14 protein-coding genes and 1 other annotated feature are annotated in these 15,366 nt (G+C 41.6%); of the genes, 11 read left to right on the forward strand and 3 right to left on the reverse strand.

Annotated elements, in window-relative coordinates:
- Nucleotides 1-156 precede the first annotated feature (156 nt).
- The 4 genes from LKE01_RS08095 to LKE01_RS08110 all read left to right on the forward strand — a co-directional run bounded on the left by LKE01_RS08095 (nucleotide 157) and on the right by LKE01_RS08110 (nucleotide 6,156).
- Nucleotides 157-888: a TetR/AcrR family transcriptional regulator gene (locus LKE01_RS08095; RefSeq protein WP_056981613.1), complete on the forward strand. Its 732-nt coding sequence runs from the start codon at nucleotides 157-159 to the stop codon at nucleotides 886-888.
- A gap of 331 nt (nucleotides 889-1,219) precedes the next feature.
- A complete protein-coding gene (locus LKE01_RS08100) occupies nucleotides 1,220-2,986 on the forward strand; it encodes a phosphatase PAP2 family protein (RefSeq protein ID WP_054769355.1) in 1,767 nt (588 codons plus the stop codon).
- 60 nt (nucleotides 2,987-3,046) lie between these two features.
- Nucleotides 3,047-3,297 (forward strand) — a binding site (T-box leader).
- Nucleotides 3,298-3,463: 166 nt separating this feature from the next.
- Nucleotides 3,464-4,846, forward strand: coding sequence for a branched-chain amino acid transport system II carrier protein (gene brnQ, locus LKE01_RS08105; RefSeq protein WP_056981611.1), 1,383 nt, complete (start codon nucleotides 3,464-3,466; stop codon nucleotides 4,844-4,846).
- 89 nt (nucleotides 4,847-4,935) lie between these two features.
- Complete coding sequence (locus LKE01_RS08110; RefSeq protein WP_054769357.1) at nucleotides 4,936-6,156, forward strand: cation:proton antiporter; 1,221 nt, start codon at nucleotides 4,936-4,938, stop codon at nucleotides 6,154-6,156.
- Between the two features lie 52 nt (nucleotides 6,157-6,208).
- On the opposite strand, the gene LKE01_RS08115 is transcribed toward LKE01_RS08110, so the two are convergent.
- A complete protein-coding gene (locus LKE01_RS08115; RefSeq protein ID WP_056981609.1) occupies nucleotides 6,209-6,691 on the reverse strand; it encodes a nucleoside 2-deoxyribosyltransferase in 483 nt (160 codons plus the stop codon).
- A 206-nt stretch (nucleotides 6,692-6,897) separates the two neighbouring features.
- On the opposite strand from LKE01_RS08115, the gene LKE01_RS12185 reads away from it, so the two are divergent.
- From LKE01_RS12185 to LKE01_RS08130, 4 genes are all read left to right on the forward strand, one after another.
- Nucleotides 6,898-7,890: a hypothetical protein gene (locus LKE01_RS12185; protein ID WP_056981607.1), complete on the forward strand. Its 993-nt coding sequence runs from the start codon at nucleotides 6,898-6,900 to the stop codon at nucleotides 7,888-7,890.
- A gap of 32 nt (nucleotides 7,891-7,922) precedes the next feature.
- Nucleotides 7,923-9,392 (forward strand): DUF5776 domain-containing protein, encoded by a 1,470-nt coding sequence (locus LKE01_RS12350; protein ID WP_056981605.1) that lies wholly within the window; start codon nucleotides 7,923-7,925, stop codon nucleotides 9,390-9,392.
- Between the two features lie 85 nt (nucleotides 9,393-9,477).
- Nucleotides 9,478-9,918, forward strand: a complete 441-nt coding sequence (locus LKE01_RS08125; protein ID WP_056981603.1) for a GNAT family N-acetyltransferase — start codon at nucleotides 9,478-9,480, stop codon at nucleotides 9,916-9,918.
- Nucleotides 9,918-11,120, forward strand: coding sequence for an MFS transporter (locus LKE01_RS08130; protein ID WP_056981601.1), 1,203 nt, complete (start codon nucleotides 9,918-9,920; stop codon nucleotides 11,118-11,120). The genes LKE01_RS08125 and LKE01_RS08130 overlap by 1 nt, the downstream gene beginning before the upstream one ends.
- Before the next feature lie 46 nt (nucleotides 11,121-11,166).
- Here LKE01_RS08130 and LKE01_RS08135 read toward each other — a convergent pair whose 3' ends face one another.
- A complete protein-coding gene (locus LKE01_RS08135; protein ID WP_056981599.1) occupies nucleotides 11,167-12,327 on the reverse strand; it encodes a histidine phosphatase family protein in 1,161 nt (386 codons plus the stop codon).
- Between the two features lie 135 nt (nucleotides 12,328-12,462).
- On the opposite strand from LKE01_RS08135, the gene LKE01_RS08140 reads away from it, so the two are divergent.
- Both LKE01_RS08140 and LKE01_RS12325 read left to right on the forward strand, forming a co-directional pair.
- A complete protein-coding gene (locus tag LKE01_RS08140) occupies nucleotides 12,463-13,530 on the forward strand; it encodes an exonuclease/endonuclease/phosphatase family protein (RefSeq protein WP_054769360.1) in 1,068 nt (355 codons plus the stop codon).
- Nucleotides 13,531-13,621: 91 nt separating this feature from the next.
- Complete coding sequence (locus tag LKE01_RS12325; protein ID WP_263851812.1) at nucleotides 13,622-13,753, forward strand: hypothetical protein; 132 nt, start codon at nucleotides 13,622-13,624, stop codon at nucleotides 13,751-13,753.
- 95 nt (nucleotides 13,754-13,848) lie between these two features.
- On the opposite strand, the gene LKE01_RS08145 is transcribed toward LKE01_RS12325, so the two are convergent.
- On the reverse strand, nucleotides 13,849-14,391 hold the full coding sequence (locus LKE01_RS08145; protein WP_056981597.1) for a hypothetical protein: 543 nt from the start codon (nucleotides 14,389-14,391) through the stop codon (nucleotides 13,849-13,851).
- Nucleotides 14,392-14,791: 400 nt separating this feature from the next.
- Between LKE01_RS08145 and LKE01_RS08150 the strand changes: the two genes are divergently transcribed.
- Nucleotides 14,792-15,366 (forward strand): hypothetical protein (locus LKE01_RS08150; RefSeq protein ID WP_056981594.1); only part of this gene is annotated, 575 nt, incomplete at its 3' end.

The raw sequence follows: 15,366 nt of genomic DNA on the forward strand, positions 1-15,366 counted from the left end.
ATGGAAACTTGCGATGTAATCCTAGGGATGGCAACCACCGGTTTAACCGGGGGTTGTTTTCCCGTATCTAGGTTAATTACCCAAAATGGGGTACATTAAGGTATACTAATTGACTGATAAGGATTGCGTTCGGGGTTTCTGTTGGGGGGAACGAACATGTTTCAAAATATTACTATGAAGCAATCAATCTATCACGCATTTATTCAAGTGATGGAACAAAATATGACTACAGCGCATGCTAGCGGCCGACTTTCTGATGGCCGGGAATTTTTAAAGCTTGTGAGCGTTACTCAAGTTACCAAAGCCGCACACATCAACCGTCGGACTTTTTACACGTACTTCCATGACATTTATGATCTATTTGATCATTTGGAAGATTACTACGTTTCTGGTTTGAGCCAATCATTCCATGGTTGGGAAGATCAGGACGATTCGATGAAGGCGGTTATTCAATCAATCGGTGATGCGGTTGATTATATGAGTGAAAATCGGCGGGGAATTAAGCTCGTTTCGACCATTGATACGTTGGTATTTCCCAATTTGATTCAAAAGGAAATTACCGATGCCATCAATGTGACTGGCGGACTCTTTAACCGAGGCAAACTCGGGGCAGATCCAACCAAAGATCGGGAATGGAATCTGAATTACACGATTATCTTTCTGACCAGTGGATTTGCGTGGGTCTGCTACCACTGGATGTTGCACCCGGATGATTTCCCTAAAGATAAGCTCAAAGAAGAGTTCGCATCAACCTTCATGGGCGCCTACAAGTTGATTCAGAGTGATCAATTATTGACCTCGGATCAGATGCAGGCATACTTTAGAGAGCATTCAACGGTCCATGCAAAAGTTGACGCTGAGTCGCACTGTGATTCACAAATTTCTTAAGCAGATTGTTTCATGAACTGAAGAAGAGTCAGACAAAATTTGATATTTTGCCTGGCTCTTTTTTGCTTTGGAAAATTTATTTTGGTGTGCCAAACATTTACCGACTTTTTACAAATCCTTTGCTTGTAATTTACGTGCCCCAAGTACACTAAAGGTGAATCGAAAGTGGTTATCAGGGACTATCTAGAAGGATGGTGTGAATATGTCAACAATGTTATACGAAATCAAGCATACTCCCAAGTTGGGCTGGGAGATATCCATTGTGGTTTTGCTGATACTTGTTGTTCTGATAAGCATATCATAGAAATAATTTCACCTTGGGAGGATTAACATGGGACGTAGACATAGTAATGCAATTTTGAAAACGGTTCTGAAGAGTGCCTTTATTTTGACGCTGACCGGAGCCGCTGTTTTAGGTTCACAGAGTAACGGTATTAAGGCAAACGCTAAATCGGATACCAGTATATCAAGTGAATTAAATCCAGCACCGGCATCATATGGATACTTTGTTGATCAGTATAAACAAAACATTAAGACCAATGACACACCTGAAACCAATCCGGCAATCGCGTTATTTAACAATACCTTCTTGAAGTATTGGGATGCACCAGACGGAACTAAGACTAATACCGCAGTGCTACAGGAAAACTTGGATAAATCAATTCAGATTTCCAATGGTGCTTCACAAGCAGAAATTGACCGATCATATTTAACTGATCGACGAGACCTTCGTTACAACTTGATTAGCGGTCTTGGACAATACGCACCGGCATTTATCAAAGACGCTGACGCCCAAACTGATTTCAACGCCGTTCCCGATGCACCGCTTCCAGCAGATTCACCATACAGCTCAATGCAATGGGCTGATGAGAATTCGACACTTGGTTCCGCTGTTAAATTAGTGGACATTGCTGAAGATTCAGCATGGTCCGGAACTGGAACCCCAAAGGCTTACATCAAGTTCACCCGACCATATCGTCAAAGCAGTCAGGTTAAGGTTAACCCATATCTAGTCAATGTTATGGCTGCCGCTAAAGCTACCGACTACGACTTCCCAAGTGGTCATACGACTGCTGCATTTGAGATTGGTGAAACATTAGCTTACTTATTCCCAGAACGTTACCAACAATTAATCACCCGTTCTTCAGAAGTTGGTTATGACCGAGTTCTTGCCGGCCGTCACTCACCACTCGCTGTTATGGGTGGCCGTGTCATCGGTACTGCAATGACTGCCGCAACATTGAACGATCCTGATAACAAGCAGTTAATCAGTCAAGCATATCAAGATACTCAAAAAGATTTGGCAAATGCTGAAGATAAATCAGCTCAAGATTCATTCAGCGATTACCAAACCAACCTTAAAAATTACACTTATCGTTTGACCTACGGCTTCTCTCCAATCGGTGACACTACCAAGCCAATGGTTGTTCCAAAGGGTGCTGAAGTTCTTCTTAAGACCCGTTTACCATACTTGAATGACACTCAACGCCGTGAAGTTCTCTTCACCACCGGATTGCCATCAGGATATCCAATGACTGATGATACTGAAGGATGGGGCCGTTTGAACCTCTTCAAGGCTGCTAATGGATTTGGCGAATTCTTGAACGATACCACCGTTAATATGGATGCCTCAAAGGGTGGTTTCAACGCTGTCGATACTTGGAAGAACAATATTTCCGGTAACGGTGGTTTGACCAAGGAAGGTACCGGATCATTGAGCTTGCTTGGCAATAATTCATACAAAGGCGGCACAACTGTTAAAGGTGGTACTTTGGTAGCTGAAAACGACAGTGCATTGGGTCACGGCAGCTTCAAGCTGAGTGATGGTAAATTGACATTGTCTGCCAAGAACGTGGTTGTGAAGGGCAACTACACTCAAAGCAAACAAGGAACTTTGAATGTGAATGCAAATGATAAAGTTTCAGTTTCCGGAACTGCCAAGCTTGGTGGTAAGTTGGTTATCAAGAATGTCAAAGGCCTCAAGTCAGGAGTTGTCATTCTCAAGTCCAACAAGCTTTCTGGTAAATTTGCCCACCATGCATTACCAAAAGGTTGGCACTTGGATTACACCAAGCACAGCGTAAAATTAGTTAAATAATAAAAACTAGTTGACATTGCGCCGTAAATAGATTAATATTTGTGTCAATTAGAAACATTAGAATTTGCTAAGACAAGGAAAGTAGTCTCTTAGAACTTTTTCAGGGAGAATCGGGTAAGTGAGAACGATTCAAAAGCCTAAGTGATGAAAGTAACCTTCGAGCGACAAATGCGAGCGAGTCTGCGAGTGTTTGTTGGGAGCGCCCATTACAGCGCCAGTGTATCGCCAAAGCTTATTTGGCCGTACATGGCGAGTCGATAGTTGTGAGGCTGTCGAGAATTTGGGTGGTAACACGTGTAAACGTCCCTTGAGATCGTCAAGATCTTGAGGGACGTTTTTTGTTTGCAATTAAGGAGGTCTTAAAATGAGAACATTGTTAAATCAAAGTAAGTCAGGCGGCATTAGCCGAGTCACGAATTATCAATTTAAATATTTAAGTCATCAATTATCGAATTTGAATTATAAGGAGTGCACAATATGGAAAATACATCAAAAAAATTATCATTTAAACATTATCTGATCATTGCTTCTATGCTTTTTGGAATGTTCTTTGGCGCTGGGAACTTGATTTTCCCAATTCACTTGGGACAACTTGCCGGCTCCCATTGGATTACCGCTGGAATCGGCTTTCTGCTAACCGGAACGTTATTACCCTTACTTGCAATTATTGCGATTGCCGTTACCCACAGTAATGGGATTTATGACCTTGCTAAACCAATCGGCAAACGTTACGCAACCTTCTTCATGGTAATGGTTTGTGCGACTCTTGGACCATTATTTGCAACTCCTCGGACAGCGACAACACCATTTCAAATCGGCTTTGCCAGCCATCTGAGCGCATCACAACAACCAATGTGGTTATTCATTTATTCACTGATCTTCTTTGGAATTACTTATTGGGCTTCACGTAAGCCAACCGGGATTATTAATTCAATTGGTAAAATATTGAACCCGACATTTTTAGCTTTATTAGCCATTATTTTCGCATTTGCTTTCATGAGTCCAATTAGTTCAGCTTCAAAAGCACCGATTACCGATGCCGCTTATCAAAATGGATCAATCCTTAACGGTTTCCTTCAAGGCTATAACACAATGGATTGTATTGCCGGTCTGCTCTTTGGAATTGCAATCGTTACAGCCATTAAGAGCCTGGGAGCTACAAGCGCCAAAGAGATTTCAATGACTACCATGAAATCCGGCGCTCTTGGAATCGGACTTGAGGCCATTATCTATATTGCCTTGATCTGGTTGGGCGCAACCACTCTTGGCAGCTTCAAGTTATCAATTGATGGTGGGATTGCCTTTAATCAAATTGCCAACCATTTCATGGGCATTACCGGTGAAATCTTCCTGGCGATGATGGCTACTTTGACTTGCCTGACAACCGCCGTTGGCCTTTCAACATCATTTTCTGAAGCTTTACACGAAAAATTCCCTTCAATTTCATACCGTACATGGTTGATGATCGCAACCGGCTTGTCATTTGGAATTGCCAACTTTGGTCTTGATACCATCATTTCATGGTCAACCCCAATGCTGATGTTCCTGTATCCACTGGCTATCACGTTGATTATTCTTTCAATCGCCTCACCATTGTTCAATCACGATCGTCGAGTATATATCTGGACCACGATTTTCACCATCATTCCAGCAATTCTTGATGCAATCGCAGCTGCGCCAACAATTATTTCCAAGTCAGCTTTCGCAACCACAATCCTTAAATTAGACGATTTTCTTCCAGGTGCTTCACTTGGGATGGACTGGTTGCTTCCAGCTGCCATCGGATTAATCATTGGTTTGGCAATTCACTTTATCAGCGCAATGATCGGCTCCAGAGCAGCTGAGATCCAAAAAGACTAAGCTGATTTCACTCAACACATATTCACATAGAATCATAAACACATATAATAGAAGTTAAGCACATAAGTTTTTAGAAAGGAGGCCACTGCATGTCCTTTATCGGTGCACTTTGTCTTTTGCTGGTATTGACAACCTTGGCCGGGCACTTCGCAAATCGGATTGGCATTCCGTCGGTTATTGGTCAAATATTAGTGGGAATCCTGGTGGGCCCAGCGATGTTGGGCTGGATTCACCTTGATCACATGATCGATTTATTCTCCCAAATCGGGGTTATCATCCTGATGTTTATTGGTGGTCTTGAAAGCAACCTTAAGCTGTTGCGAAAATACTTGCGGCCGGCAATTATTGTTGCCATCATTGGGGTTATTTTCCCCGTTTTAATGATTGGCGGTGCCTGCTGGGCGTTTTCGTTCTCACCTATGGAAGCCATCTTTATTGGGGTGGTATTCAGTGCAACTTCGGTTTCAATTTCCGTTGAAGTGCTGCGTGACTACAAGGCTTTGGATACCAAGGAAGGTGCAACCATATTAGGGGCTGCCGTAGCCGATGATATTATTGGCGTTATCCTGTTGTCCATCATGATTAGTGTCATGGGAACTCAGGGAGTTAATACAAGTGGCTCATCGACAAATTTGGCATTGATCTCGATTGAACAAATTGCATTCTTTGGAATGGCTTATTTGATGGTCAAATGGATTGTGCCGTACCTGATGCGAATTGGCGAGCGATTGCTGATGGCCTCCAGTGTCACCATTACTTCAATGGTTATCTGCCTAGGGATGGCTTACATCGCCGATGCAGTTGGCCTGAGTGGAGCGGTTGGCGCATTCTTCGCAGGAATCGCGGTTGCTCATACGCCGTATCGGGAAACAATCGAAAACCACATGGAACCAATTGGCTACGCCGTGTTTGTGCCAATGTTCTTTGTAAGTATCGGGCTCAACATGTCGTTTGCCCATATCGGTGACTCGTTGCTGTTCGTTGGGACTTTAACAGTGCTTGCCTGCTTGAGTAAGTTGTTCGGATGTGGAATTGGTGCCCTGGTAAATGGGTTCGATCTTAACAGCAGTTATATGATCGGCTCGGGGATGATTTCTCGAGGTGAGATGGGCTTAATTACCGCTCAAATCGGATTTTCGTCAGGACTTCTGTCCGACTCCTACTATTCAGATTTGATTTTAGTGATTATTTTATCAACCTTGATTGCGCCATTCTTGTTGAAAAACGCGATTCACCTTTTGCCTTCGAATGACAAAGCTGATTTGTCAGTGGGGGTTGAAGATGGGGTAACCAATAATAGTCATTCATAAAAATAAAAAAAGCTGGGCAATTTTGCCCAGCTTTTTTGCGTCCAATATTAAATTAGAGAACTTTCTTTTCGGTGTAGCGTTGTTCCAGATCGTTGAAGTTATAGTCTTTAATATGTTGAATATCGTCTTTGCCGTTGAAAAAGGCGGTATAACTGCGAGACAACATCAAGTTCAACTGGCTGTTTTCACCAAATTGAACCATGATAACGGGGATGTTGGCTTCATGAGCAGAGCCAATTTCAAAGACTGTACCGGAATCGGGTTCGGTTAAGCCGTCTTCAAGCTGATAATCCAAAATGGCAACTACAACGTCGGCTTTATGTACTTGGCGCATGTCGGATGCAAAGACGGCATCCTGCCATTTGAAGCTGCCGAATGGTTCTGATTCGAATTGGTGGTCTTGAGGGATGAAAATACCGTCAGCGTCGATTGTTGGGTTTTGCTTTAACAAGCTGACGACCTGGTTGATTCGGTCCTTTTGACCGTCACTGAAGAATGGTGAAGCTAGATAGACTTTGTTTTTGTTGGTTGGCATGATATGATTCCTCCTTAATTTTAACTACATTGTACATGAAAAGTCCTGCAAAAGTCATAAAGTTTAAAAGACATCCTCATTTTGCACGTTTTATCATAAGTAAAGGGGTTTATTCCAAATCCATTAGAATTGCGTCAATAGCATAGTAATCATATAATTAAGGTAAACATGACATAATGCGTGTTGATTTATGGGGGGATTTTAACGTGGATAAACTAAATAGTAGTAATTATCAAAGATTTAAAAAAATGGTTCTGGCGATCATTGTTGGAACTGTTATTCTGATACTGGGAGCTTTTGCTTTCAACAATAAGGCATCTGCGGCTGATCAGGCTACTTTATCAAGTCCATTTAGTATGACTGATAGCATCAATTCTAGTAAGGATTATAAATATACTAGTCAGGAAGCAATTCATTTTTCATTTGATTTAATGAAAGGTGAACGAATTCAGAAGAATGATCAAATTATCATCAATGTTGACAAAGACGGAACTGGAACTCCGGGTTTTAATCTGAGCTCTCTTCAGATTAATTCAATTTCATCGAATAATTTCTTTACGGTTACCACGGATGGTTCCTCTAGTCCAGCCAAAGTTATTATTACTGCAACTAAAGATGTTGATTACTCAACTCTTGCCCAAGCGGGAATCTCATTGTACGCTAAGCCGTCAAAGAGTACTGCGAATACAGACAAAGAAGCTACTTACCATGTTTCAATTGACTACAAGCGAGGAAATCAGACTGCGAACATATTAGCAGATAAATCCTTTAACGTAGACAACAGTTCTTCCTCTGGAGGGGGTGTTGTCACTAAAATAAGTCAGCAAATATTTGGTGGCTTATCTGGGCTACCGGTTCCCACAGAAAAACTTAAATTAAATGGTGAGAATCGTTTCGACGTTAATTATTATGCCGATTTTAACAATGATACTTCCGTTAATAAAGGACTTTTGTACTGGTATACAAGAAATGCCTTTGTTGCTTGGGCTGAGATAACTCTACCTGATGCGAAAGATGTTCCCAAATCACTGACATGGACTTTATCTACGGATCCGTCAAATCTTCCTTTTTACACACCAATGATGAAGGTTTATAAAACAGGTGACAATGATCACCCAACATCCGAGTGGAGCGTTGTTAATAGCACCCCTAACAAGGTTACTTTTAAAGCCACAAATCTTTCAAAATTCCATTCCTGATTACCACTAATAAGGTCACAGATGTTTCAAAAGTGACATCAACTGTTAAGGATAACAGCACTGATCCAGTGAAGATCGATCCATATACTGCCAATCTGTTTTATAACAGTACAATTGCTGCGGGTTTTATCCCAATTCTAACTGTCCAAGATAAAATAGTTACATCAGACGAAGCTCGACAAATGCTTTTCAACGGTAAAACGCTGAAAGATGACAATGACATTTTGAAACAATTTGCCACGGTTACCGATAACAACGCAGACTCCAGTAAGTTGCATGGTCAGAATACGCTACACTTTGGTGTTGGTTATAATAAAAACACTGCATTTTCCTATAATGGTTTTAAGGATGGTCAAACATATGATATTCCGATCTATGCGGAGAACGATGCTGGTTCAACCAATACCCAGACAGCAAAACTGACTATTAAAGATCCAACACCAGAGCTAAAGAATATAGCGGCCGAATTTGTAGATGTTGATGGGAAAACCTCATTCCCCAACAATAACTTCACCATAAAGCCTACTTCAACTACAAAGCTGAATGATGTTTGGAATCTCAACAAAATTCTGACATTTGGTACAATTCCATCAGGGTATCATTTGGCAACAACCAGCGAACTTAAGTCAGGTCAAACTCAACCAACTATTACATGGGGATCAACTAAGTCGCCAGTTAAGATTTATGTTAAGAAGACTACAAGTCCAACGCCGAACCCAACTCCAAACCCCGCACCGAATCCGACTCCAACGCCAACACCTACACCGACGCCCACACCAACTCCTGACCCAGGAGAGGGTGGCAACGTTGCTCAAAAGGGGACCGTTGTTTATGCTTTGAAGAAGATTTATTTGTATAAGAACACAACCTTCAGTAAGCATGAACGTCGAGCTGGATATGTTTCCAAGCCACGGGTTTACCGACCAATGTTTGTTGTAACTGGTTATGGTCATTCTGCTAACGGTCGTTTGCGTTATCAGGTTCGCGATGTTAACCATCTGACCAAGAACCATGGCAATAGCGGATATATCACCGCTCAATGGGCATACGTTCGTCCTGTCTATTATCAGACGATGCACGCTTCTGTGACCGTGATTAATCCTCGTGGTGTCAATGCATATATGTACAAGAACCTCACTGCAAAGACCCGCAATTACAAGCAGGGAACGGTTCTGAATGTTACTAAGATTGTAAAGCATAACCTAACAACCAGATTTGTTTTGGCAAACGGTCAATACATTACCGCAAACCGGAAACTGGTAACTATGGACAATCAAAATCAGCCCAAGTACATTAAGGTTAAGAAGCCAATTTATCGATATAAAGATGTCAACTTGAGTAAGCGTAACAAGCACGCTCACTTCAAGAAAGGCACGAAGATTCGTGTTAAGAATTATGATTTCTCACATGCAAACAGCGTGACAAATCATGGTGCTCTCAGGTATCACGTTGCCGGTGGTTATATTACTGGTAATCCAAAGTACGTGAAAGTTATTAAATAGCCTGAATCCAAAAATGGAATTCCACCTCGGAATTCCATTTTTGTTTTACAATAAAAGATAGCAAGTACAGATGGGAGTTGGAGCAATGATTGAACATGTTCAAGGTGCGGCAGGTGAACGATTAAATGAAATAGCTCGCATCTGGTTGGCAGGCAATTTAGACGCCCACTCTTTTATTGATCCAGATTATTGGAAACATTACTTTGACGTCGTTAAACACGACATTGCTAAGTCAGAGTTGTTCATATTTGAGGAAAATGGGCATGTTCAGGGATTTATGGGAATGGATGGCCACTACATTGCCGGCTTATTTGTTGCCAAAGGTCATCGTGACCAGGGCATCGGTTCCCAATTGATGGATGCGGCAAAGCAGAACCATTCAGAGCTAACATTGTCAGTCTACGAAAAGAACGCCCACGCGTACACGTTTTATCGAAAGCGTGGATTTAAAGAGTTTCAACATCGAGCAGATCGAGTTACCGGTGAGTTTGCGATTAATATGAGGTGGAAAAGGAGGGGTCGATAATGGCAGATAGTAAAGTCCAACCACGGATGGGAAATACAGGTTTTATCATCTTTCTGGCGCTTTTGAGTGCCTTTGTCCCACTCTCAACCGATTTGTATTTACCTGCACTTCCTGAAATGACGAAGTTTTTTGCGGTTCCCGAAATTGTGATGAATCTGACGCTCATTTTGTTCTTTGTGTTTTACTCAATCGCCACTTTGTTTTGGGGACCACTGAGTGATCGTTATGGTCGCCGGCCAATTCTACTGATTGGATTGACGCTCTACATGTTAGCCAGTATCCTGTGTGGAATTGCCGTCAATGCGTATGAAATTATCATCTTTAGAGTTCTGCAGGCCATCGGTGGTGGGGTTGCAACAACTGTTGCGACTGCCGTTATCAAAGATGTCTTCGTTGGCCGCAAACAGGAAACCACGTTAGCGATTGTTCAGTCCATGGTTGTAATTTCACCAGCAATTGCGCCGGTGATTGGGTCCCTATTACTAACCTTTATTTCATGGCGGGGGATCTTCTTTGCCCAGGCACTCTTGGGGTTATCCGTCATTTACGGATCAATCATATTTAAAGAAACCCATCAAGCGGAAACTGGCAACACCAGTATTCTCAAATCTTTCGGCCGCTTGGGATCGTTACTCCTAAACCCAGGTTTTTCCGCCTTACTGATAACATTCTCACTGATGTCGATTGTCTCGCTCTCCTACATCTCATCCTCTTCATACATTTTTCAAGACACCTTTCACTTGAGCAGCCGAATGTTCAGCTTATTCTTCTCGTTCAACGCGATTGGCATGCTGCTGGGACCGTTGGTTTATATTCCGCTATCGAAGTATAACGACCGGTTTAAGATAGTTTATACATCCTTTGGTATCTCAATCGTTGCCGGAATCTTAGTATTGATATTTGGGCAAATGAGTCCAATTGCATTCGCGTTGACCCAGTTTCCAGCAACCCTTGCCAGCAGTGCGGTTCGGCCACCAGGAACTTATCTGATATTGAAACAGGAAGAAAACGACAATGGTTCAGCTTCCGCTTTGTATAGTGCCGGTGGAACGATCTTTGGCAGTCTCGGAATGGTAATTGTATCACTTGCCGAAGCAACGCCCATTGCCGCAATTGCGTGGATCAACATTATTATCGGTGCCAGTTGTGCAATATTACTGTTTGCATCTCTGACAGTGTTGAAGAAGAAAATTATTGTTTAAACAAAAAGGGCAGCCCATCAAGGCTGTCCTTTAATCTTGTGTTGAGTTATTTTAATACTTTAACGGTTGCTGTCTTATTACCAAATACGATTTGACTGATTTGATCAGAGTTCATATCCAACGATTTGGCGGCGTTCTTTGGGGTTGAAGTTAATTTCAGATTCATACCCTTTTTCAACTTTTTCAAAGTGGCTTTACTAAGCTTAAATGTAAAGTTTCCGTTTGAGTTTGCGTTAGCGTTCTTTAGTGTTGATCCCTTGGTATTCTTTAGAACCAATGACGCACCGGTTGAAGTCTTACCGGAAACCTTATTCTTCTTCAAATAGAACTTGTTGACCTTCAAAGTGTTCTTAGGGAGCTTTTGTAGTTCGGCACCTTTATCGATCGTGTAAAGAATTGTCTTATCGGTAACGTTTGAAGGGAAGTAGAATTGACCATTCTTATAGGTTACTTTCATTGTGGCTTCGTTGCCCCAGTTCACAAACCCTGGAACGGTGTAGTTTTTTTCGGATGAAAGCCATTCTGGAATTGACATTCCAGAGCTGACAACCAATACATTTCCACCAGTCTTTTCGGCTTTTTGTGCGATGGAAGTCAATTCAGTGTTCATTCGGTTGATGACTTGAGTTGAGCTCTCAGCCTTTAATGATTCGGGAAGTGAAGGATCACTGTACTTACCAAAATCGACCGTTTCTGCGGCATGATAGGCATCCTGCAATGCTGGCCAGAAGTTTTTACCAAGTGCCTGTTGAGCCTTGCTGAAGTCTTGTGGGCCTGAGTAAGTGCCGGCTGGTCGTAGTAATGGCATCGTGACTTTGTTGACGTCATCGTACTTTTGCCCTTCAAAGCTACCGTAACCACCTTCACGTAAATTGGATGTCCAGTTTACTTTGAGGTTGCCGTTGCCGGATGACTGAAGAGCATAAGTTGCTGTTCGGAATGTCCGCATATTGTCAGCGGAATAGGCGGCTTTGAACTTTAATCCATACAAGCCATAACCTAATTGATGAGCGACATAAACACCGGTGTCGGTTAAAGGACTGTCTGCCCAACCTTGACCCCGGCCGTTGACGTTAAACATCGTCTGCCCATGACGGGTTAAGTAGATATTGACAGTTTTGGCGGAAACATTTTGCGATGATGTTCCCACACCGATACTTAAAGCCCCAGCAAATAATAGCGCAAACCAAAAACTCGATTTCTTCATGTGAACCCCTCCTAAAGTATGAACAAATATGCCTAAATTTTATCATTAAACCGTTGTAAATGGTACCAATATTTCAAAATATTTTTAGAATGTTCGGCTGGTGATTTGCTATGATAATAAGTGTGGAGGTATTCTATGAAAAAAATCGTAAAAGGACTATTATTCATTCTTTCAGGCTTAATTGTGGTGGTTGCAGCCTATGTGGCGTACGTTTACTTAACGTACCACCGGACTCCGGACAATGTGAAGTTGGAACCGGAAAATCACAATACAAGGATACTGCAGACAAATCGGCCATACAAAGCGATGACTTTTAATATTGGATACGCAGCTTATCCTGACAACTATTCGTTCTTTATGGATGGCGGCAAATACTCACGGGCTTTCAGCAAGCAATCGGTTCTCGATGACCTGACGGGTATTCATCACGCAGTTGCTGAGGAAGATCCAACCTTGATGTTTTTCCAAGAAGTGGATACTGATGGTGACCGTTCTTTTCACGTGAATGAAGTTCAATGGTTGCAGCGTAAAATGGCTGGATATTCCAGTGCCTATGCGCAGAATTATGATTCGGCATATTTGTTTTACCCGTTGACTCGGCCGATTGGAAAAGCCAAGTCAGGACTGCTGACCCTTGCCAAAGCTAAAATAACCGATAGCACACGTTATCAGCTTCCGATCGACACTGACTTTAATAAGTTCATGGATCTGGATCGGGCAATTTCAGTGACCCATATTCCGGTTAATAATGGCAAACAGCTGGCAGTGATTAATTTGCACATGTCGGCATTTACAAAGAATGCCAAAGTTCGAAAAGCGCAAATTCAAAAGTTGTTCTCTAAAATGAAAATTGAGCGGCAAGCCGGTAATTATGTGATGGTCGCCGGTGATTACAATCATGACATGTTGGGGAATAGTCCTGAAGTGTTTAAGACGACGAGTAAGCGCAGAAATTGGACCCATCCGTTCCCGGCAGACCAGTTGCCAAAGGGATTCCGAATTGCCAAGCAGGGTCTTGCTCAAGCCGAGGTTCCCTCGGTCAGGGCTAACGGAACGTCTTATCATCCTGGCAAGACTTATACCTCATTGATTGATGGATTCCTGCTTTCGGATAACATCCAGGTCAATCGCGTTCATGTTAAGAGTTTAGGATTCAAGAATTCAGATCACAATCCTGAGATACTGGAATTTGAATTGAAATAAGCGACGTGCTCTTGGAATGGGGGGCGTTGTGCCATAATTAAGTATGAGAACGTACTTGAATTTTGAAACTGATTTATTGGGGGAAGTTATCATGAGTGGTCATTTTTATCTTGGCGATTTTATCTTTTCAGTTATTACGTACGCAATTGTCATTGCGATAGCTGTTGCGATTGTTTATTTTGGCATTAAAATTTATAAGTCGTTTATGAAGCATGATCAATAAGCAGTAAATAATCGGACGTCTACTAATGTGGGCGTTCTTTTTTGTACATTTATTTACTGCTTACGATCAGCTATGGACTAATCCCAGTTTGGGACTTAGCGATGCTGCCCCTTAATCACGACATTTTGGCTCATCCGTCTCACTTTTTGAGCAGCGTGATCCGAGTTAATTTGGTTAACAATTCGAGATTCACTTGTCCGGTAGTGCTGATCCTCATCTTTTTGAGCGGTGTGAACTTCGAAGCTATGGTAAATAACCTGTTGATCGTTAATTTCAAACCAGTTTGGGGTCAGTTGCTTTTCCTGACTGGTGATCTTTTTGTCCGGCCAAACCAAATAGCGGACGATGTTATTTGCTTGAGAAAGTTCGACCTGCCAACCCAAACTAACATCTGAAACCTCTTGCCAACGCTGAATATTGACGTGGTTAATTGCATAGTAAATAATGCCAGCGTATTGAATTTTGCGGTTCTTTTTAAAAGTCGCAATTGAAAGCGGCTGGTATTTTTGAGTTTTCGACTGCCGGGGCTGATCAATTTGTTGCGTGGAGTTGCGGGTCTGGTTTGCAGTAACCAGCACTAAGCCAATGAGTCCAATCATAACGAAAGGTAATATGATGACGATAAGTCGTTTATACAATCAGAGACCCTCCTCGATACGATTAGTTGAAAGTTCTTAAAACTTTCAACTAATTATTATACCGCCAAAATTATTATTACATGCTAATCATGGGGTCAGTGGGACATCCACTGCGATAGCTGTTGCGATTATTTGTTTGGAATTAAAATTTATAAGCCGTTTATGAAGCATGCTCAGTAAAAATTGGATGTAAGCTAGTTCCTAAGACAACTTTTAAGAGAAGGTATGACAGGTTTTGAAAGTCGACCAAGAACATTGTTTAGCTTCTACAGCTCAAAATACTTGTTAATTGTGATTCACAACTTAATTTATCAAAGAGATTGAAATGTTTTTCAAGAGTTGTATTATTAAGACGTTAACATTTCATAACTTAACAAGAAAGTGAACGAGGGGATTATATATGATGAACATAAATCTAAGAAAATTATTTTTATGTATTTTAAGTTCAATGGCAGTTGTTTTATTTTTAACATCGGGGGCTGTTAGTGCCAGTACAAAAACATACCGTGATCATCATGATAATGCAGTTGTGACTGTACATAAAAGAGCTGGCAAGGTAACTTCAGTAGTTTATCAGCTTAAGCATGCGAACAAGTATAAGAAACGTTATCAAAAACGGTCAAGATTCTATACTAAAGTGTCCGTGATTAATTCTAAGACAGCCAAATTGATTCGCAAAAATTATAAAGGAACCGTCACCTTTAACGATAAGATGAGGTATTATGGACATTTATATGCGAGTGAGCAAACAACTCCTATTAAAGGGATGACTGGTGATGCAACTGATGCGATCTTTATGAACGTTGCATATTATGGAAAAAATCCTCAAAAGTATCACAATGCGCTACTTTCTTTTGGTTATTGGTGGAATACAATGGATGATACTCCAAAAGGTAATCCCGAAGGCAATGTGATTGTCTTCAAAAATGGTCGGGTTTCTTTTTCAGATGATTTGTATAGTAAATTGCCTGACTA

Source organism: Lentilactobacillus kefiri, from assembly GCF_007989105.1.
Lineage (GTDB): Bacteria > Bacillota > Bacilli > Lactobacillales > Lactobacillaceae > Lentilactobacillus > Lentilactobacillus kefiri.

Bases quoted from the DNA above. Each gene is read 5' to 3' on its own strand.
- LKE01_RS08095 (WP_056981613.1), top strand. From the start codon at position 157: ATGTTTCAAAATATTACTATGAAGCAATCAATCTATCACGCATTTATT.
- LKE01_RS08100 (WP_054769355.1), top strand. From the start codon at position 1,220: ATGGGACGTAGACATAGTAATGCAATTTTGAAAACGGTTCTGAAGAGT.
- brnQ (WP_056981611.1), top strand. From the start codon at position 3,464: ATGGAAAATACATCAAAAAAATTATCATTTAAACATTATCTGATCATT.
- LKE01_RS08110 (WP_054769357.1), top strand. From the start codon at position 4,936: ATGTCCTTTATCGGTGCACTTTGTCTTTTGCTGGTATTGACAACCTTG.
- LKE01_RS08115 (WP_056981609.1), bottom strand. From the start codon at position 6,691: ATGCCAACCAACAAAAACAAAGTCTATCTAGCTTCACCATTCTTCAGT.
- LKE01_RS08125 (WP_056981603.1), top strand. From the start codon at position 9,478: ATGATTGAACATGTTCAAGGTGCGGCAGGTGAACGATTAAATGAAATA.
- LKE01_RS08130 (WP_056981601.1), top strand. From the start codon at position 9,918: ATGGCAGATAGTAAAGTCCAACCACGGATGGGAAATACAGGTTTTATC.
- LKE01_RS08135 (WP_056981599.1), bottom strand. From the start codon at position 12,327: ATGAAGAAATCGAGTTTTTGGTTTGCGCTATTATTTGCTGGGGCTTTA.
- LKE01_RS08140 (WP_054769360.1), top strand. From the start codon at position 12,463: ATGAAAAAAATCGTAAAAGGACTATTATTCATTCTTTCAGGCTTAATT.
- LKE01_RS12325 (WP_263851812.1), top strand. From the start codon at position 13,622: ATGAGTGGTCATTTTTATCTTGGCGATTTTATCTTTTCAGTTATTACG.